The 19152-nt window shown below is 53.4% G+C and carries 17 protein-coding genes; 9 read left to right on the top strand and 8 right to left on the bottom strand.

Translation table 11 applies throughout. The features are described from left to right. Positions 1 to 136: 136 nt before the first annotated feature. Complete coding sequence (gene cysB / locus PCI15_RS09010) at positions 137 to 1111, top strand: HTH-type transcriptional regulator CysB (protein WP_271273994.1); 975 nt, start codon at positions 137 to 139, stop codon at positions 1109 to 1111. Between the two features lie 29 nt (positions 1112 to 1140). Continuing rightward, on the top strand, positions 1141 to 1887 hold the full coding sequence (locus PCI15_RS09015; RefSeq protein WP_271273995.1) for an SDR family NAD(P)-dependent oxidoreductase: 747 nt from the start codon (positions 1141 to 1143) through the stop codon (positions 1885 to 1887). A gap of 9 nt (positions 1888 to 1896) precedes the next feature. Here the strand turns inward: PCI15_RS09015 and PCI15_RS09020 are convergent, their stop codons facing one another. Both PCI15_RS09020 and pabB read right to left on the bottom strand, forming a co-directional pair. Next, complete coding sequence (locus PCI15_RS09020; RefSeq protein ID WP_271273996.1) at positions 1897 to 2472, bottom strand: acyl-CoA thioesterase; 576 nt, start codon at positions 2470 to 2472, stop codon at positions 1897 to 1899. A gap of 178 nt (positions 2473 to 2650) precedes the next feature. Next, positions 2651 to 4042, bottom strand: coding sequence for an aminodeoxychorismate synthase component I (gene pabB, locus PCI15_RS09025; RefSeq protein ID WP_271273997.1), 1392 nt, complete (start codon positions 4040 to 4042; stop codon positions 2651 to 2653). 246 nt (positions 4043 to 4288) lie between these two features. Here pabB and PCI15_RS09030 point away from each other — a divergent pair, with 246 nt between their 5' ends. The 6 genes from PCI15_RS09030 to prpF all read left to right on the top strand — a co-directional run bounded on the left by PCI15_RS09030 (position 4289) and on the right by prpF (position 12296). Beyond that, the gene (locus PCI15_RS09030) at positions 4289 to 5149 is read left to right on the top strand and encodes an alpha/beta fold hydrolase (protein WP_271273998.1); all 861 of its coding nucleotides are present in this window, start codon (positions 4289 to 4291) and stop codon (positions 5147 to 5149) included. Positions 5150 to 5479: 330 nt separating this feature from the next. After that, positions 5480 to 6190: a GntR family transcriptional regulator gene (locus PCI15_RS09035; protein WP_271273999.1), complete on the top strand. Its 711-nt coding sequence runs from the start codon at positions 5480 to 5482 to the stop codon at positions 6188 to 6190. A gap of 36 nt (positions 6191 to 6226) precedes the next feature. Further along, positions 6227 to 7120, top strand: coding sequence for a methylisocitrate lyase (gene prpB, locus PCI15_RS09040; RefSeq protein WP_271274000.1), 894 nt, complete (start codon positions 6227 to 6229; stop codon positions 7118 to 7120). 53 nt (positions 7121 to 7173) lie between these two features. After that, a complete protein-coding gene (gene prpC, locus PCI15_RS09045; RefSeq protein WP_271274001.1) occupies positions 7174 to 8304 on the top strand; it encodes a bifunctional 2-methylcitrate synthase/citrate synthase in 1131 nt (376 codons plus the stop codon). Positions 8305 to 8442: 138 nt separating this feature from the next. Next, positions 8443 to 11031, top strand: coding sequence for a Fe/S-dependent 2-methylisocitrate dehydratase AcnD (gene acnD / locus PCI15_RS09050; protein ID WP_271274002.1), 2589 nt, complete (start codon positions 8443 to 8445; stop codon positions 11029 to 11031). Between the two features lie 86 nt (positions 11032 to 11117). Then, positions 11118 to 12296 carry a 2-methylaconitate cis-trans isomerase PrpF gene (prpF, locus tag PCI15_RS09055; RefSeq protein WP_271274003.1) on the top strand — a complete coding sequence of 393 codons (1179 nt, stop codon included), beginning with the start codon at positions 11118 to 11120 and terminating at the stop codon, positions 12294 to 12296. 74 nt (positions 12297 to 12370) lie between these two features. Here prpF and metA read toward each other — a convergent pair whose 3' ends face one another. The 3 genes from metA to PCI15_RS09070 all read right to left on the bottom strand — a co-directional run bounded on the left by metA (position 12371) and on the right by PCI15_RS09070 (position 14960). Beyond that, positions 12371 to 13453, bottom strand: coding sequence for a homoserine O-succinyltransferase MetA (gene metA, locus PCI15_RS09060; RefSeq protein WP_271274004.1), 1083 nt, complete (start codon positions 13451 to 13453; stop codon positions 12371 to 12373). 9 nt (positions 13454 to 13462) lie between these two features. Beyond that, entirely contained in the window at positions 13463 to 14299 is an 837-nt protein-coding gene (locus PCI15_RS09065; protein WP_271274005.1) for a hypothetical protein, read from the bottom strand. 196 nt (positions 14300 to 14495) lie between these two features. Further along, positions 14496 to 14960 carry a hypothetical protein gene (locus PCI15_RS09070; protein ID WP_271274006.1) on the bottom strand — a complete coding sequence of 155 codons (465 nt, stop codon included), beginning with the start codon at positions 14958 to 14960 and terminating at the stop codon, positions 14496 to 14498. 204 nt (positions 14961 to 15164) lie between these two features. Here PCI15_RS09070 and PCI15_RS09075 point away from each other — a divergent pair, with 204 nt between their 5' ends. After that, on the top strand, positions 15165 to 15968 hold the full coding sequence (locus PCI15_RS09075) for a sterol desaturase family protein (RefSeq protein ID WP_271274007.1): 804 nt from the start codon (positions 15165 to 15167) through the stop codon (positions 15966 to 15968). Here the strand turns inward: PCI15_RS09075 and phaC are convergent. Genes phaC through PCI15_RS09090 form a run of 3 tightly spaced genes read right to left on the bottom strand, consistent with a single transcriptional unit; the run spans position 15962 to position 18905 of the window. After that, positions 15962 to 17029 (bottom strand): class III poly(R)-hydroxyalkanoic acid synthase subunit PhaC, encoded by a 1068-nt coding sequence (phaC, locus tag PCI15_RS09080; protein ID WP_271274008.1) that lies wholly within the window; start codon positions 17027 to 17029, stop codon positions 15962 to 15964. The two genes, PCI15_RS09075 and phaC, sit on opposite strands and share 7 nt — an antisense overlap. Continuing rightward, positions 17029 to 17973 carry a poly(R)-hydroxyalkanoic acid synthase subunit PhaE gene (locus PCI15_RS09085; RefSeq protein WP_271274009.1) on the bottom strand — a complete coding sequence of 315 codons (945 nt, stop codon included), beginning with the start codon at positions 17971 to 17973 and terminating at the stop codon, positions 17029 to 17031. The genes phaC and PCI15_RS09085 overlap by 1 nt, the downstream gene beginning before the upstream one ends. A gap of 56 nt (positions 17974 to 18029) precedes the next feature. Continuing rightward, positions 18030 to 18905 (bottom strand): LysR family transcriptional regulator, encoded by an 876-nt coding sequence (locus PCI15_RS09090; protein WP_271274010.1) that lies wholly within the window; start codon positions 18903 to 18905, stop codon positions 18030 to 18032. Between the last annotated feature and the right edge of the window lie 247 nt (positions 18906 to 19152).

The following is a 19152-nucleotide window of genomic DNA, read 5'->3' on the forward strand; positions in this document are numbered from 1 at the left end:
ACCACACGAATTCTGTGTGAATATACGTCCTATATAATTATTAGTTATTAATAATGCCTTTGTTACTTCTGTTTTGCTGATTTTCGAGCGGGGTGCGTTCAGCTGAGCAGTTTTTGATCCGAGTCTGGAGGTTTGCATGAAGTTGCAACAGTTGCGCTATATCTGGGAAGTTGCCCGCCATGATCTGAATGTTTCAGCAACAGCTCAGAGTTTATATACATCGCAGCCGGGTATCAGTAAGCAGATTCGTTTACTGGAAGACGAGTTAGGGGTAGAGGTTTTTGCCCGCAGTGGTAAGCATCTGACGCGGGTAACACCGGCGGGTGAAAAAATTCTGGAAGTGGCCGGTGATATTCTGCGTAAGGTTGAGAGTATCAAGCAGGTGGCGCAGGAATTCAGTGATGAGAAGATGGGTAGCCTGGATGTTGCCACTACCCATACTCAGGCACGTTATGCGTTGCCTGAAACGATTAACGGCTTTATGCAGTCTTATCCGGATGTATCTTTGCATATGCATCAGGGCACGCCTATGCAGATCGCTGAAATGGCGGCAGACGGGACGGTGGACTTCTGTATAGCCACCGAAGCCATGAGTCACTTTAATGATCTGATCATGATGCCCTGTTATCGCTGGAACCGTTCGGTAGTGGTGCCTAAGGATCATCCGCTGGCGCAGGTTTCGCGTCTGACGCTGAAAGATATCGCTGATTATCCGATTGTGACTTATGTCTTTGGTTTTACGGGTCGGTCCAAGCTGGATGATGCCTTTATCCGTGAAGGTCTGGACCCGCGGGTGGTCTTCACGGCGGTTGATTCCGATGTGATCAAAACCTATGTCCGCTTAGGGCTGGGGATCGGCATTATTGCCACCATGGCATTTGATGAGGCGGCGGATCACGGTCTGGTGTGTCTGGATGCCAGTCATCTGTTTGAGGCCAGCTATACCAAGATCGGCTTCCGAAAAGGGACCTTCCTGCGGGGCTATATGTATGATTTCATTCAGAAGTTTGCGCCGCACCTGACGCCGGATGTGGTCCGGGATGTACAGGCCTGTAATAACCGGGCTGAAGTGGAAGAGATGTTTGCGAATCAGGAGTTACCTGAGCTCTGATATAAGAGACATCCTTGCGGAGAGTATTGATGGGCTTATTTGATCTGACCGGTAAGGTAGCGCTGGTGACCGGCGCGACCTCGGGAATTGGTATGCAGCAGGTGATTGCGTTGCGCAGTGCGGGTGCCTCTGTGGTTGCGCTGGGGCGTAGACGTGAACGGCTGGGTCAGTTGGCCGCAGATGATGATCGGATCGTGCCTGTGGTGGCGGATCTGGCAGACACTGATCAGTTGGATGATGTTGTCACGCAATGCCTGCAGGTATTTGGCCGCATTGATATTCTCTGTAACACCGCCGGGGTGAATCTTCGGCAGCATGCGGATGATGTATCCCCCGGCGACTGGGATCTGACCCAGGATCTTAACCTCAAGATACCTTTCTTTCTGGCTCAGAAGCTGGTGCCGCAGATGGCAGACCGGGGCTGGGGAAAAATTATCAATGTGGCTTCGCTGCAGTCCCGCCGGGCATTCACTAACGGCATTGCCTATGGCGCTTCAAAAGGTGGTGTGGAACAGCTTACCCGGGCCATGGCAGAAGCCTGGTCGTCACGGGGTATAAGTTGCAATGCCATTGCGCCGGGGTTCTTCCCGACTGAGCTTACTCAGAAAGTGTTTGCTGATGATACGCTGAGCGACCAGTTGGCCCAGCAAACCGCCATTGGTCGCAACGGTGAATTGGAAGACCTTAACGGGCTGTGTATTTTTCTGGCCAGTCACGGGTCGGACTACATTACCGGCCAGACGATCTTCATTGATGGCGGCTTTACTGCCAAGTAGAGCCGTGCCTTACATGGCATCATTTTCCAGCATATCTTTTAACCGGGCATCAATCTCTTCAGTGGAGAGGTCATCCACGTGCTCGGTCCATTTATCATGAATTTCAGCCAGGCGCTGATCGTGTTCATTGCGCAGCTGTTTGCGCAGGGCGGCGGCGATATAGCGGGCTTTACGCTGCGGCGTGTTCAGCTCCAGCCGGGGAACGCTTGTTGATTTGCCGTCATCATCTACCGCAACCATGGTGAAGTAGCAGCTGTTGGTATGGCGTTCTTCACCGCTGTGAATGTCTTCTGCAATGACCTTCACGCCCACCTCCATGGTGGAGCGCCCCACATGGTTGATTGAGGAATAGAAGGTGACCAGTTCGCCCACTCTCACCGGTTGTTTGAAATGTACCTGGTCTACTGACAGGGTGACCACATAGTGCTTGCTGAAGTGGCTGGCACAGGCATAGGCGACCTGATCGAGAATTTTAAGCAGAGCGCCGCCGTGGACGTTGCCGGAAAAGTTGGCCATGTCGGGGGTCATCAGCATGGTCATGGAGATCGAATCTTTACTCTTACCGCCGGTGTAATTGCTGCTCATAGCCTGCCTCTTGGGTCCGTTTCGAGATCGATGAGCACCAGTATAGGTGGTGATTCTGAAAAAAGTATATCGGGATCAGTGGCTTGCAAAGGGAATAGCAATCAAAACGGGTACTAAGTCTCAGCCTGGCAATGCAGGCTGAGTTTCAGGGCAGGGTGTGAGGCGAGGGGGGGAAGGATCAGTGCAGGCCGTCTTCCAGTGCCTGTAACAGGTTGTTTACCTTGTTATAGGTTTCCTGATACTCGTCGGCGGTTTCTGAATCAGCAACGATGCCGCCGCCGGCCCAGCAGTGGATCTGGTTGTCATGGCAGAGCAGGGTACGGATGGTAATGCTGCTGTCAAACCGGCCGGAGAAGCTTAAATAGCCGATAGACCCACAGTAAATAGAGCGGCGGTTATGCTCCAGCTCTTCGATGATTTCCATGGCGCGGATTTTAGGTGCACCGGTGATCGAGCCGCCCGGGAAGCTGTGTTCCAGCAAATCCAGTGGAGTTTTATCAGTGTCCAGCATGCCGGTAACCGTGCTCACCAGATGATGTACGTTAGCGTAAGACTCAATATCAAACAGCTTCGGAACCCGTACAGTCCCGTGCTGGCATACCTTGCTGATATCATTGCGTAGCAAGTCGACAATCATCAGGTTTTCAGCGCGGTCTTTTTCGCTGTCGAACAGTTCCTGTGCCAGGTTCTGATCATCTTCAGGGGTTTTGCCCCGTGGCCGGGTGCCTTTAATCGGCTTGGTGGTGACCTTGCCGTTGTCTACTTCGAGAAACTGTTCCGGTGACAGGGACAAAATGCTGCCCTGCGGGGTTTCGATGTAGGCTGAATACGGGGTAGGCGCTTTAGCGCGCAGTTTCAGGTATGCCTGCCAGGTATCGCCTTCATAGCCGGCTTTAAAACGCTGGGCAAAGTTGACCTGATAGCAGTCGCCAGCCTGGATATAGTCGCTGACTTTATCCAGAGCGTCATAATAATCCTGTTCAGTCAGGTTGCTGCTGAAGCGGTTTGTCAGGGTAAATTCGCCTGTCGCCTGCGGCGCTTTCAGCGCCGTTTCTATCTGTGTTTTGAGGGCTTCTGCAGAAGGCTGATCCATTAACGGTGTGGTGATCAGTTGAGTGCGCTTTTCCTGATGGTCAACGATGACTGCCCACGGATAAATGGCTGCCTGCATGTCTGGCAGTTCCTGATCCTGTGGGTTCAGTTCCGGCAGATCTTCAAGGCTGCGGCCCAGGTCATAGGAGAAATAACCGATCATGCCGCCACAAAATGGTAGCTGGCTGATCGCTTCATCCGCCGGTGGCGGACAGTTTTCAGCACTGGCCTGATACATGGCCTGCAGGTGACAAAAAGGATTGCCGCCGAGGGATTCTGTGCCGCTGGTGTTGGTCAGTGTCGTAATGCCGTGCTGGTAGCTGAGTTCAGCTACCGGTGAGGCCGCAATGATGTCATACCGGCCAAAGCCGGAACGGGGCTTACCGCTATCAAGAAAAACCGGCGCATTATGCTGGCGGATTGCTGCAAAGTATGGGCAGGCATCATCTAGATAGGGGAGAGGGAACAGTCTGTACACCGGGTAAGCCTTTTGTTGTAGCTGCAAGAGTCACTGCGTAACGGACAGTTAGCCCTTGTGGGGCCGAGTGTCCGGTTAAAGAGGGCGATTGTAACCATCTGGTCCTATGAATGCGAGTATATTGGCGGGAATACGGCACAATATTACGCATCCAGAGCAGTTTCACCGGTTTAGTGGAAATGAAGTGATTTGATGTACACTGGGCCTGCTGTTTTTTGTGATTTTTCTGAATGTTAACGAGTCATTATGAAGTTTCCCTATACCTTGCATACCGATATTTTCCAGCAACCGGATCAGCGGATTTTTTACCGGGTGTACCGTCATAAGGAAAACCGGACCGGCCGGCGGCTGGTCCTGCTCCACGGTGCGGGGGTGGCCGGTGAGGATACCTGGCAGGCGTTGCTGGCGCAGCTGGCTATGTGGTCAGAAGTATTGGTGCCGGATCTGCGGGGGATGGGGCAGACGGTTGCGCCGGACGGGGTAGAGTATGCGTATACGGCTCAGGAAGTTGTAAATGATGTGGCGCAGCTGCTGAATCATCTGGGTTGGCAACGTTTTGATCTGGCCGGGTATTCAATGGGCGGACTGATTTCTATGCTCTATAAACAGCAGCACAGTCAGCACGTTGAAAAGCAGTATCTGCTGGAATCGGCGGCGGTAGACCGTGGTGACTGGCAGGCCAGTCTTGAGTTACGGGCTGAGTATATGCAGGCCGCAGAGCATCTTAGCACCGATGCTGAAAGGGGTGTACGGCAGTTTCTGGATACCATTTCACCTAACCGGAAAGTCTCACCGCTGGTGGAGAAGGTCACCATTGAACGCCTGGCCAACCGCCCCCGGGGATTTGCCCATGCGCTTAAATGTGTCACCGATGCATTGCAGGATGTGGACCGTGAGGCGTTGCTGGCAGCTCAGGGAGATGTCAGCAGTTTTATCGGGGGTAACAGTGTGTCAGCGATGCATGAATATCAACGGGTACTGGCAGAGCGTTTGCCAAACTGGCATTACTTCATGGTTGCCGGTACCGATCATTCCCTGCCATTTCAGAAACCAAGACAGATTGCTCAGTTAATGCAGACAGAGCTTGAACGTTATCTGGCGGACTGAAAACTTTTCATAAAGTGTCGACAGTTTGATTAATTTGCAGGATTGTCGACAATCTCCTTAGTATGTTCTTTTACTGCTGCCTGTTTCTCTTCTGATTTTTATAAATAGGCTGACGGCCTTAATTTATAGGCTATTGCGGCTGTTTCTGTGTTCTTTCTTTTCATTTATACCTGTTCATTTACAGGTTTTTTAGAGGGAGAAAGGTCCTAGGGTTTACCCTTATACTTTTGTATAATGTTGACAAATCGCCCTTAAAACCGTCTTGACGGGCTATAATATGGGCTGTATTGTTAGTTCACAATTTAGATTGTCGACAATCTGGAAAATAATATGACTGAAGTCTCTGAAGTTGAAGTAACAGAGCAAACAATCAGTAACAGCGAATTGCGCACGCTGGCTGATAAGGTTTGCGAGCAGTTGGTAACTGCCATTGTTAAGGGTGATATTCCGCCGGGCCATAAGATCAGCGAGCCGGAACTGGCGCGTACTTATGGGATCAGCCGGGGGCCGTTACGGGAGGCGATTCGCCGCCTGGAAGGTTTGCGGTTGGTGGTTCGTGTACCCCATGTGGGCGCACGGGTGGTATCCCTTAATACGGATGAGTTGCTGGAAATTTATCACGTACGTGAAGCCCTTGAAGGCATGGCCAGCCGACTGGCGGCTGTGAAAATGTCGCAGGCAGAAATAGACAGCGTGCGGGAACTATTACATGAGCATGAAGCCAGCATCGAAAAGATTGACGGCCATGCCTATTTTCAGAAAGAAGGGGATCTGGATTTCCATTTCCGGATCGTGCAGGGCAGTCACAACGACAAGCTGATGGAACTGTTAGGCGGTGAGCTTTATCACCTGGTGCGTATGTACCGCTATCAGTTCAGTGTGTCCAAATCCCGCCCGCAACGTGCCCTGAAAGAACATCACAGGATTCTGGATGCCATCGAAGAGGGTGATGGTGAACTGGCCGAAATCCTGATGCGCCGCCATATCAGTACGGCGCGGCGCAATATAGAAGTTAAGTTGACCGATCAGCAGAAAGACTGACCGGTCTGAATCGAGTACTTACATAGGGAGTCACTTATGTCGCAGCAACTGACCGCCGGCGGACGTTTCCGTCAGGCTCTGGCAGAAACCAAACCACTACAGATTCTGGGCACCGTGAATGCCTACCACGCAATGATGGCGGAGCGGGTTGGTCATAAAGCTATTTACCTTTCCGGTGGCGGTGTTGCGAATGCGTCTTATGGTTTACCTGATCTGGGTATGACTTCGCTGAACGATGTGCTGGAAGACGTACGCCGTATTACTGATGCGGTTGAAACCCCGTTGCTGGTGGATATTGATACCGGCTGGGGCGGTGCATTTAACATTGCGAAGACCGTACGCAATATGACCAAAGCAGGTGCCGCGGCGGTGCATATTGAAGATCAGGTTGCCCAGAAACGCTGCGGCCACCGGCCAAATAAAGAAATCGTCAGTCTGGAAGAAATGGTCGACCGGGTGAAGGCCGCGGTTGATGCCAAAACCGATGACGACTTTTTCATCATTGCCCGGACGGATGCCTTTCAGCAGGATGGTCTGAATGCAGCGGTGGAGCGGGCTCAGGCCTGTCTGGAAGCCGGTGCTGACGGTATTTTTGCAGAAGCGGTTCATACCCTGAGTGATTACCGGGCGTTTGCTGAAGGCATTAACGGTGCGCATCTGCTGGCGAATATTACCGAGTTTGGTGCCACGCCGCTGTTTAACAAGCAGGAGTTAGCTGAGAACGGTGCCACCATGGTGCTGTACCCGCTCTCTGCGTTCCGTGCGGCCAATCAGGCAGCGCTGAATGTCTATGAAGCGATCCTGCGTGACGGTGATCAGAAAGCGGTTGTCGACAGCATGCAGACCCGGATGGAGCTTTATGATTTCCTGAATTACCACGACTTTGAGCAGAAGCTTGATGCGTTGTTTCAGGAAGGTAAGAACAAATAAAAATCAGTGTGTTTTGGCCGGTGTGATGCCGGCCCGGTGTGAGGAGACATATCATGGCTGAAGCGAAGAAGTTGGGCGGTGCCGGTCTGCGGGGGCAGTCTGCCGGTGAAACGGCACTGTGTACAGTAGGTCAGTCCGGTGCAGGGCTTACCTACCGTGGTTATGACATTAAAGAACTGGCGGATAAAGCGCAGTTTGAAGAAGTGGCTTATCTGTTGCTGTACGGCAAGCTGCCAAATATGGGTGAGCTTGAGATGTACAAAGCCCGCCTGAAAGAGATGCGCAGCCTGCCACAGGCATTGCTGACCGTGCTGGAAAATATTCCGGCGGATGCCCATCCGATGGATGTGATGCGCACAGGTTGCTCAATGTTGGGTAACCTGGAAACTGAGCATGACTTTGCTGAGCAGCATCATCATATTGACCGTATGCTGGCAGCATTCCCGGGCATCATCAACTACTGGTACAACTACAGCCACCACGGTAAGCGGATCAGTGTAGAAACGGATGCCGATTCCATTGCCGAGCAGTTTCTCTGGACTCTGCATGACAAGAAACCTGAGCCGCTGCATGTTGAAGTAATGCATGCATCGCTGATTCTGTACGCCGAGCATGAGTTCAATGCATCTACCTTTACCGCCCGGGTATGTGCTTCAACGCTGTCAGATATTCATAGCTGTGTCACTGCGGCGATCGGTTCACTGCGTGGCCCGCTGCACGGCGGTGCTAATGAAGCGGCGATGGCGATGATTGAAAACTGGCGCAGTGCCGACGAGGCGGAAGCTGAAGTCATGGGCATGCTGGCCCGTAAAGATAAGATCATGGGCTTTGGCCATGCGATCTATCGTGAGTCTGATCCCCGTAATGCGATCATCAAGGAATGGTCGAAGAAACTGTCGGAGCAGGTCGGTGATGAGTACCTGTACGCGGTTTCTGAGCGGGTAGAAGCGGTGATGTGGCGCGAGAAGAAGCTGTTCTGTAATGCGGATTTCTTCCATGCCTCTGCCTATAACTTCATGGGCATTCCGACCAAGCTGTTTACGCCAATTTTTGTTTGTTCCCGTGTTGCCGGCTGGACTGCGCACGTGATGGAGCAAAGAGCCAATAACCGGATTATCCGCCCGTCGGCGGACTATACCGGTCCTGATTCCGCTGACTGGGTAGCGATCGAAGATCGTCCTTAACCACTGAGCTGAGTCACCGTTGCCCCGGCCGGTTATGCCGGGGTCGCGGAACATTTCTAATAAAAAAGGGGAGCCGGCACCGGATTTTTTGTGTGCAAGGCTTCGCTCGTGTAAAAAATACTGACGGGTCCTGATGCTATGAATACTGCAAACCGTAAACCCCTTCCGGGTACGCAGCTGGATTACTTTGATACGCGTGCTGCGATCGAAGCCATTCAGCCGGGCGCGTATGCCGGCCTTCCTTATACTTCCCGTGTATTGGCGGAACAGCTGGTGCGCCGCTGTGAACCGGCGGTGCTGAGCGATTCCCTGAAACAGATTATTGAGCGCAAGCGGGACCTTGATTTTCCATGGTATCCGGCCCGGGTGGTGTGTCATGACATTCTGGGGCAGACTGCGCTGGTGGATCTGGCGGGCCTGCGGGATGCAATTGCAGATCAGGGCGGTGACCCGGCGAAGGTCAACCCGGTGGTACCAACTCAGTTAATCGTCGATCACTCGCTGGCGGTTGAGCACGGTGGTTTTGACCCTGAAGCATTTGAGAAAAACCGCGCCATTGAAGATCGCCGTAATGAAGACCGTTTCCATTTTATCGAGTGGACCAAAACCGCATTTGAAAATGTGGATGTGATTCCGGCCGGTAACGGCATCATGCACCAGATTAATTTGGAGAAAATGTCGCCAGTGATTCAGGCCCGTGATGGCATTGCCTTCCCGGACACCTGTGTTGGTACTGACAGCCATACCCCCCACGTGGATGCACTGGGTGTAATTGCCATTGGTGTCGGTGGTCTGGAAGCCGAAAACGTGATGCTGGGGCGCGCTTCCATGATGCGCCTGCCGGACATTATCGGTGTTGAGCTGACCGGCAAACGTCAGCCGGGGATTACTGCCACGGATATCGTGCTGGCACTGACGGAGTTCCTGCGTAAAGAGCGGGTGGTTTCTGCCTATCTTGAGTTCTACGGTGAAGGTGCCCGGGATCTGACCATCGGTGACCGCGCAACCATTGCCAATATGACGCCGGAGTTCGGTGCCTCTGCCGGTATGTTCTACATCGATGAGCAGACCATTGATTATCTGAAACTGACCGGACGTGAGCCGGAGCAGGTGGCGCTGGTTGAACATTATGCAAAAACCACCGGCCTGTGGGCGGATGATCTGGTTGCTGCTGAATATGAACGGGTGCTGACCTTTGACCTTTCATCGGTATGCCGCAACATGGCGGGGCCGTCTAACCCGCACCGCCGTTTGCCCACTTCTGAGCTGGCCGAGCGGGGCGTTGCCGGCAGCTGGGAAGAAAAACCCGGTGAAATGCCGGACGGTGCCGTGATCATTGCAGCCATTACCAGTTGCACCAATACCAGCAACCCGCGCAACGTGGTGGCGGCCGGTCTGGTGGCCCGCAAAGCGAATGAGTTAGGCTTGCTGCGTAAGCCCTGGGTGAAGTCTTCTTTTGCGCCGGGTTCCAAGGTGGCCCGCCTGTATCTGGAAGAAGCCGGTTTGTTATCTGAGCTGGAAGCTCTGGGTTTCGGCATCGTCGCCTATGCCTGCACCACCTGTAACGGCATGAGCGGTGCCCTTGATCCGGCAATCCAGCAGGAAGTGATCGACCGTGATCTGTACAGCACCGCGGTGCTGTCCGGTAACCGTAACTTTGATGGCCGGATTCACCCATATGCCAAACAAGCATTCCTGGCATCCCCACCGCTGGTGGTGGCTTATGCTATAGCCGGTACGGTACGTTTTGATATTGAAAAAGACGTACTGGGTACAGATCAGAACGGTAACCCGGTTACGCTGAAAGACATCTGGCCAAGTGACGAAGAAATTGATGCGATTGTTGCCTCCAGCGTGAAGCCGGAACAGTTCAAGCAGGTTTACATTCCAATGTTTGATCTGGGTAAGGCGGAGCAAGCAGAAAGTCCGCTGTATGACTGGCGTGCGCAGAGTACCTACATTCGTCGCCCGCCATACTGGGAAGGTGCACTGGCCGGTGCCCGTGGCCTTAAGGGCATGCGTCCGCTGGCGGTGCTGGGGGATAACATTACAACGGATCACCTGTCGCCTTCTAATGCGATTCTGGCCAGCAGTGCTGCCGGTGAGTATCTGGCTTATATGGGCTTGCCGGAAGAAGACTTCAACTCCTACGCGACCCACCGTGGTGATCACCTGACGGCGCAACGGGCGACATTTGCGAACCCTAAGCTGCTCAATGAAATGTGCCGGGATGATGCCGGTGAAATTATTCAGGGTTCGCTGGCACGGGTTGAGCCGGAAGGGCAGCAGACCCGTATGTGGGAAGCCATTGAAACCTACATGGAACGCAGCCAGCCGCTGATCATTGTGGCGGGTGCGGATTATGGTCAGGGGTCATCCCGGGACTGGGCGGCGAAAGGCGTCCGTCTGGCGGGTGTTGAAGCCATTGTGGCGGAAGGATTTGAACGTATTCACCGGACTAATTTAGTGGGGATGGGGGTTCTGCCGCTGGAATTTAAGGCCGGTGAAACCCGTGAGACCTATGGCATTGACGGCACCGAGACATTTGATGTGCTGGGTGAGCGTAAGCCGCGGGCCGAACTGACGCTGCTGATTCACCGTACGAACGGTGAAACCGTTGAAGTGCCGGTTACCTGCCGTCTGGATACCGCTGAAGAGGTATCGGTTTATGAGGCGGGCGGTGTTCTGCAGCGTTTTGCTAAGGACTTTCTTGAGGGAAACGCTTAGGGCTACCTTGAAGGTAACGCGTAACAGCTAATGTAAACGGCCCGCTGCGGTTTAACCATGGCGGGCATTTAATCAGGAATTGAATTATGGCGCATGTTCCTCAGATCAGAATACCGGCAACCTATATCCGTGGCGGCACCAGTAAAGGGGTATTCTTCAGCCTTGAAGAATTGCCGGAAGTAGCTCAGTTACCGGGGCCTGCACGGGATGCGTTGCTGCAGCGGGTGATCGGCAGCCCGGACCCTTACGGTAAGCAAACCGACGGGATGGGAGGTGCTACCTCCAGTACCAGTAAAACGGTCATTCTGGCGAAGAGCAGCCAGCCGGATCATGATGTGGATTACCTGTTTGGTCAGGTGGCCATCGATAAGCCTTTCGTGGACTGGAGCGGTAACTGCGGCAACCTGTCGGCAGCAGTCGGGGCGTTCGCGATCAGTAAAGGGCTGGTGGATACTTCGCGGGTGCCGGAAAATGGTGTCGCCGTAGTCAGAATCTGGCAGGCGAATATTCACAAAACCATAATTGCCCATGTGCCGATGACGAACGGCGAAGTGCAGGAAACCGGCGACTTTGAGCTGGACGGTGTTACTTTTCCGGCCGCTGAGGTGCAGGTTGAGTTTATGTCGCCGGCGGACGGTGACGGTGCGATGTTCCCCACCGGCAATCTGGTGGATGAACTGGCGGTGCCGGGTGTCGGTACCTTAGCGGCGACTATGATCAATGCGGGTATCCCTACTATTTTCGTTAATGCGGCTGAGATCGGTTATAGCGGTGCTGAATTGCAGGATGACATTAATAATGATGAAGCTGCGCTGGCGAAGTTTGAAGCCATCCGGGCCTATGGTGCGGTGCGCATGGGGCTGATCAGTGATATCAGTGAAGCGGCCGGCCGGCAGCACACGCCAAAGGTGGCCTTTGTGGCGCCGCCATCGGATTATGTCTCTTCCAGTGGTAAAGCGATTGCTGCCGGTGATACCGATCTGCAGGTGCGGGCGCTGTCCATGGGGAAGTTACACCATGCCATGATGGGCACGGCAGCGGTGGCTATAGGTACCGCTGCGGCGATTCCCGGCACGCTGGTCAATCTGGCCGCCGGTGGCGGTGAACGCAGTGCGGTGCGTTTTGGGCATCCTTCCGGAACTTTACGGGTGGGCGCAGAGGCGGCCTGTGAAAACGGCGAGTGGACCGCGACCAAGGCTGTGATGAGCCGCAGTGCGCGGGTGCTGATGGAAGGCTGGGTAAGGGTTCCCGGTGACTGTTTCTGAGATAAACTGTTCAGTGACCGGATAATAAAAAAGGACTCATGTGAGTCCTTTTTTGTGTCCGGGGGCTGACGTTTTTACTTGCCGGAATAGAGCCCCAGCGGATCGTTCGGGTCCAGCTGATCTTCAAACTGCTTGGTGCGGTCGACGTTGGTCGTCTGGTAAACCTGACCCAGCCAGCGGTTAGTAAAGGCGTTAGCGGTGTCCTGCCAGCTGTTGTGTACCAGCGGCGTGACATGTTTTTCCGGAAATTCCGGCAGTTCAGTGCCATTGGTCATCGCGCTGGTCAGGCGCAGTTGGTATTCCTCAAGAATCGCCTGGGACTGCAGCGACAGATAGTTCGACGGAAATGGCGGATAGTCGCCACGGTCACCGCTGACATAACGCATGACTTCCCGTTTGTATTCTTTCAGCAGGCTGATGGTGTCGTATTCCGGGTGTCCCTGCAGGAAGATAATCCGGAAACCGTCTTCGCTGACGGCCAGATGGGGACCGGCTTCTTCCGATTCCACCAGTACTTTCAGGCCGGCGTTGCGCATCGCATCACTGGCCACTTCGTTGTGCCGTGAGTGGCAGGCGTCAAACCGGCTGTTCATACCGTGTACCAGCGGGTGAGTGGGATCGCTGACAGTATGATTGAACAGCCCCCAGCATTTTTCCGGCAGCGGCTGGCGGTCGATGTCGTACTTGATTTTCAGCAGTGCATGGGATGCCAGGCACGAACAGAGAATCGAGGTGACGTTGTCGTACGCCCAGTCGACCACGTCTTTCAGCGGTTCCCAGAAGTCTTCGTCCTGAATATTCTTGTTGGCCACATTTGCGCCGGTAATGACCAGCGCATCCAGACCTTCCAGTTTCAGCTGTTCGAAGTCGTCGTAGTAATCCGCCACGTACTGCTGAATTTCCGGGCTGCGTTTTTCTGCGTTGATGGTGAACGGGTGAAAAATAAACTGGGCGATCTGGTTACTGCTGGCGATCAGGCGCAGGAATTGCCGCTCGGTCGCGGTGAAAGCCGCATCCGGCATCATGTTGAGGAAACCGATATGCAATTCACGAATGTCCTGAGTGGTGGCGCGCTCATGGGTGAGGATCGCGAAACCTTCAGCTGCTAATTTTGTATAGCTGGGTAAGACCCGGCTGGAAGGGGTAATAATCGGCATAATAAATTCCTAGCGGCGGGCGCTGGCAGTAATAATGTCAATAAAGTCTGCTTCAGATTTGCAGGTGGCCAGTTCGCTTGCCTGAACAGTATAACCATAGTTGTCTGCAATGTGCTGATAGCGTGGCAAACGGGAATGGAACAGGTTCGGGAAAACCCAGCGGATAAAGTCATCCGGTTCCATCATTGCCAGATAGTCCAGGTTCCGCTCTTCCTGATACTTAGCCAGCTGTTCCAGAATGAAGTCCTGACGGTAATACAGAGGCTTCGGGCTTTTCTGGGCCCGCTCGATCAGCTTAATCTCATCTTCAGGTGACGTTTTGATATACAGAATCAGGGTGTTTTTCGCCAGTATTTCAAATACACCCGGCTCATCAATTTCGCACAGGCTGCCGGTTGAGTCATTGATAAAGTGGTTATGACCTTCAGCATGGGCTTTATCAATGAATTTCGGTACGTCGTAGGCAGATGCAATTTCTGCTTCCAGATAGAGTTTCTGGCGGCGTAAAAACTCCGGCAGTGCCAGCCCTTCTTTTTCCGGGTTACCCAGCTTGCCTAAAAATGCGGAGACCGAACTCAGGTTGTTAATGGTGACGTTGTTGCTGATGCTGATTGAGTCATTTTCCAGCAGTTCGCGCAGAAACGGCACGGTCATGGCTTTGTCGCGCAGGTTGGCTTCTATATCGCTGTTCAGGTACTTGTGGCCAATCCTGTAATCTGCCGAAAAGTGGTACCAGTTTTTCTCTTCCAGAATGTTGGATATGTAGGTCTTGCCTACACCGGACATCCCCATCAGGGTAACCGCTTTATTCGGGCTGGCGAGAAATTCGTCAATGTTCATACGCATAAAGATCGTGCTCAGTTGATAGGGTTGACGGTAAACCGGAAGTGACAGATAACGCAGTAAACAGTGGTGTTAAGTATCTGACGGACCGGCAAATACTATACCAAAGCGAGGGGCTGAAAAAGGGAAAAATGCGACCTGCCGGCCCGATAGCACAGGGGCCACCGGTGTCTGGGTTCAGCGGTCGCAGAAACGCTGTTTAGCTGGCCTGAAGTTTAAGCGCCAGCTTATTAAAGGCAAGCTTGCCTTTCTGGATGCTGTCGACTGCACGGCCATGGTAGCGTTCGTCGTTATCGTTCATGGCTTTTTTCAGATCCAGACCGATTTTCAGCACGTTTTCGAACAGGGTAAACAGCGGCAGTAGCCGTTTGCGGGCCAGATACGGTTTGTTCTGATGCAGTACGGCGGCGTAATGATTTTTCAGATCGATATAGGCCGGGGTCCAGGTCAGGTTGCGATAAGCAACATAGCCTTCCGGGTCATTATTGGATTTGTGTTCATCGTAAGCGTTTTCAATGTCATTGAGGCTGCGTTCGTAGTCCTGCTTAAACACGCTCACAAATTCTTTGATATTCAGATCAGACAACTGAGGAATCGGGCGCACAACTTTTTCTTCCGCCGCTTCATTGCTACAGCCGTGTAACAGCAGAATCAGACATGTCATGAAGATGCCTGCAAGGAGGCGATACGGCTGAAGCATAATTGGTTTCCATTGTACCCTGTGATATACCCATTTTTATCGAGTGGTAAAGAAATGAAAAGCAGTAGGTTGCCCAAATTGAGTTTTGTTCGCATTCACAGGCTTGATCTGTTGATTCAGCGCAGGGTTTACCGGGGACAGCCTTATGTGTGAAGCAGGTGGGAAATAATGGACTGGCTGAGTGCTGAACCTCTGTTACGGATAGCTTTACCCGGGTTGTTATTTATCCTGATGGCGTTCTGGGAGTGTCGCCGTCCCGCGAGAGAACTGACCGGCCACCAACGCTACCGCTGGTGCCATAACTTGCTGCTGGTAACGCTGAACAGTTTGCTGGTGCGGCTTTTAATGCCAGTGCTTCCGGTGACTGTCGCGCTGTACGCTGCCCATGAGCAGAGCGGTGTGTTTCATTTACTGGATTTACCCTATGCTGTGAGCCTGATTGCAGGGTTGGTGTTGCTGGATCTGACGCTGTATCTGCAACACCGTCTTTTTCACCGGGTGCCGGCGCTGTGGCGCTTGCACCGGATGCATCATGCGGATCAGGATGTGGATGTCAGTACCGGGTTGCGGTTCCACCCTTTGGAAATCCTGTTGTCGCTGCTGATAAAAATGCTGGTGGTGTGGTTACTGGGTGTGCCGGCTGAGGCGGTGATTGCTTTCGAAGTGTTGCTCAGCGCTATGGCGGTTTTCAATCATGCCAATGTGAATTTACCACAGCCGTATGAGCGCTGGCTTCGCTGTCTGGTGGTGACGCCGGATATGCACCGGATACATCATTCAGCTGACGTGCTCGAAACCCATACAAATTTTGGCTTTAACCTGTCCTGCTGGGACCGCTGGCTGGGAAGTTACTGCAAGGATGCCCGCTCGCCGTTACGCATCGGTGTGTGTGGGCTGACGGCACCCCGGGAGCAGCGTCTTGATAAGATGCTGACCCAGCCGTTCAGGCAAATTAAATCCGGAAGTCAGTGATCGCGTTCGGTTAACCACTGGCTGACAGCAGGGGCTAGGGTTTGCCGGGATTTTTGCGAAACAAACACGCCTATATGGCCGGAGCGTATTTCCAGTTCCCGGTAGTCGCTGCTGGCCGTCAGACCTTGCAGTGCCTTTGAAGCGGCTGGCGGGACCAGGTGGTCGTAGCTGCCGTATACATTCAGAATGGGTTGCTGAATCTGTTTCAGGTTTACCTGCCGGTCGCCGACCCGGACAGTGTTGTGTATTAAGCCGTTGCTTTTGAAAAATTGAGTGACAAATTCCCGGAACATTTCACCGGCCTGATCAGGGCTGTCATTAATCCATTTTTCCATTCTGAGAAACCCGGCGGCCTGTTCTTCAGTGGCACACTGGCCCGGCATGTTGAGGTATTTCTGCAGGCTCAGGCGCATCGGCATCAGCGCGGCGTAAGCATCATTGAGCATTTGTCCGGGTATGTTACCCAGGGTATCAACCATCAGGTCTACGTCTGTTTTCTGAATCAGGTGGCTGAGCATGTTCCCGGGGGTGTGGAAGTCAACCGGGGTGACCATGGTGATGAGGTTTTTTATATTGTCCGGCTGCAGGGCGGTGTAGCTCAGACTCAGGCAGCCGCCCTGACAAATGCCCAGCAGGTTGATTCGGGGCTGGCCACTGTGCCGTTTAACCTGTTCAGCACAGGTGTGCAGGTAGCCGTTTATATAGTCATCCATATCCAGAAAACAGTCGGCGGCATCAGGGTAACCCCAGTCGATCAGATATACCGGAATGCCACTGGCCGTCAGGCGGGCAATGAAAGAGCGCTGTTCATCCAGATCCAGCATGTAGGGGCGGTTGACCAGTGCGTAGCAGATCAGCAGGGGTGTCTGGCAGCTGTCTGCCACCTGTGACCGGTATTTATACAGGCGGAGTTTATCTTCTGTATATATGCAGTCTTTGGGAGTAGGACCTGTGTCACAGTCGGTCAGTGACTGCAGGGTGCGGTAGCTGTCCGCCAGTTGCCGGTTGAACTGGCTGATTTCGGTTGCGATCTGTTGGGCAGTAAAGAATTTGTGGGTCATCACTGTTGTCCTGCCGTGTCAGTACCGTCGCTGTTTGCAAACCGGGCTTCGAGCTGGCTGAGCCGTTGTTCCAGTTGTGTGATGGTCTGTTGCTGAGCTTTAACCTGTTTACGTAACAGGTGTTGCTGCTTCAGGCTTTGCCGGTAGTCCTGCTGGCTGACGAATCCCGGCATTAACCGCTGAGTGTTGTCCGGCTGGCAAAGCGACTGTTGCAGGCTGATGATTTTCAGCAAACTGTTGTTAAACGCTGCGTGGGTACTTTGGTACTCCGGCGTATACACTTGCCGGGCGTACGCCTGTTCGTAACAGTCAGTCCACTGATCCAGTAGCTGCTTAAGGCTTTCCGGCGGCTGTTTCTGCAGCAGGTCGCGGAGGTTGTCGGTGGTGGCCTGAAGAATTCCCTGATGCTGAGTATTTAAAGCGGAGAAGGCGTTCCGGCAGGACTTACAGTGTTCGTGGAATGTTTTCAGCTGCGCTTTGTGTGTCTGGCTGATCAGATTATCGGGCAGGCTGTCTGCCTGTTCGTTAAGCTGCCGGAAGTAATCGTCCAGCGCCTTTTGCCATGCCTGCAGTGATTGCTGGTTTTGTGGTTTCAGCAGGCTGCTCAGTTGCCAGTTTTTTGCTAACAGGCTGCCGGCTTTTTCTTCCAGTAACGCCTGTAAACCGCTGATCAGTGTCTGCAATGTGTCGCTGCTGTTGTCCGGGCCGGCCTGACGGGTTGCAAAGTCCCTGTACAGATCAGCAAATTCGGCAGCCAGCTGCTGATTCTGACTGAGCAGCTGTGTGAGGCTGTCGCTGTGTGTTTCAGATTCATAGGGGTTGTCGTGCATAAATGACTGCCAGCCTGAAACCGGCGGGGCATTTTGGCCTGCCTGCAGTGCTTCCCAGAATGCCTGCTGCTGTTCCAGCCAGAGGTCGGTTGGCGTTTGGCCTGCTTTGGTCATTACTGGGCTTCCTTTTAAGCACGGTTGATTGTTTAGCTTAACGAATTCAGCGAGCCTTAGGTACTGCTGTTCGCTTCCAGCATTTCGATGAAACGCTGGGCGGCCTTGCTCAGGGTGCGTTCCTTATGGCTTATATAGCCGAGTTGGCGGCTGACCGGGGGAGCATCAACATTCAGTACGCTGAGATCCCGGTTTATCATGGTGTCCGGGAGCAGGCTCCAGCCCAGCCCGATTGTCACCATCATGCGGATGGTATCCAGATAGTTGGTGGACATGGCTGTTTTCAGTCGCAGTTCCGGATGGCTGAACTGCTGGGCGGCAATTTGCCGGGTGAAAGTGGCTGATCCGGAGAGTATCGCGTTATAGGCGGTCAGTTCTTCCAGGCTGACGCTGGGCTTGCCGGCCAGTGGATGGTCCGGGCTGACCACGTAGCGCAGCGGATCATCCCAGACCTTTTGCGCATGGATCTGTTTATGGGGCTGGGGGGATAATGTGATCAGCGCCAGTTCAAGGTCGCCTTTCAGGACCCCTTCGTAGGCAATTTCTGACGCATCAAAGCGCAGGTCCAGATCCACTTCCGGGCATTCTTTGGTGAAGCGGCGCAGTACCGGGGGCAGCCTGTGCAGACTGATATGGTGGCTGGCGGCCATCGACAGGTTGCCGCTGACCTGCCCCTGCAGGTCGTGCAGTGAACGTTTGGCATCCTGCAGCTGGCGCAGTATCTGCCGGGCCTGGGGCAGTAATGTGTTGCCGGCTTCAGTGAGGCTGACTTTACGGCCAATGCGGTCGAACAGCTTGCTGTCCAGCTGTTCTTCTAACAGGGCGATGCGTTTGCTGATGGCTGACTGAGTCAGAAACAGCTGTTCTGCTGCGAGGGAAAATGACTCCTTGTCGGCAACGGTGACGAAGGCTTGCAGGCTGTTACTGTCCATGGGAATTCCGGCAGAAAAAAGATGCTCATGGGATCAGTATTTTCTATTCCTGATGGGAATGCAATCTATAAAAAATATGAATTTGTTTTATCAGAAACCTTGCACTAGGATATGCGCTATCCAAGGAGTCTTTCCCGCAGAGCGGGTCCTGAATCAGGGCGTTTTCTGTGCTGTATTAAAGACTTTATAAAGCCCGCAGCAGACGGGCAGCAATGACATAATTAGGTTCGGAAGTGAGCCTGATGCC

The organism is Aliamphritea hakodatensis (assembly GCF_024347195.1).
Taxonomy (GTDB): Bacteria; Pseudomonadota; Gammaproteobacteria; order Pseudomonadales; family Balneatricaceae; genus Amphritea; species Amphritea hakodatensis.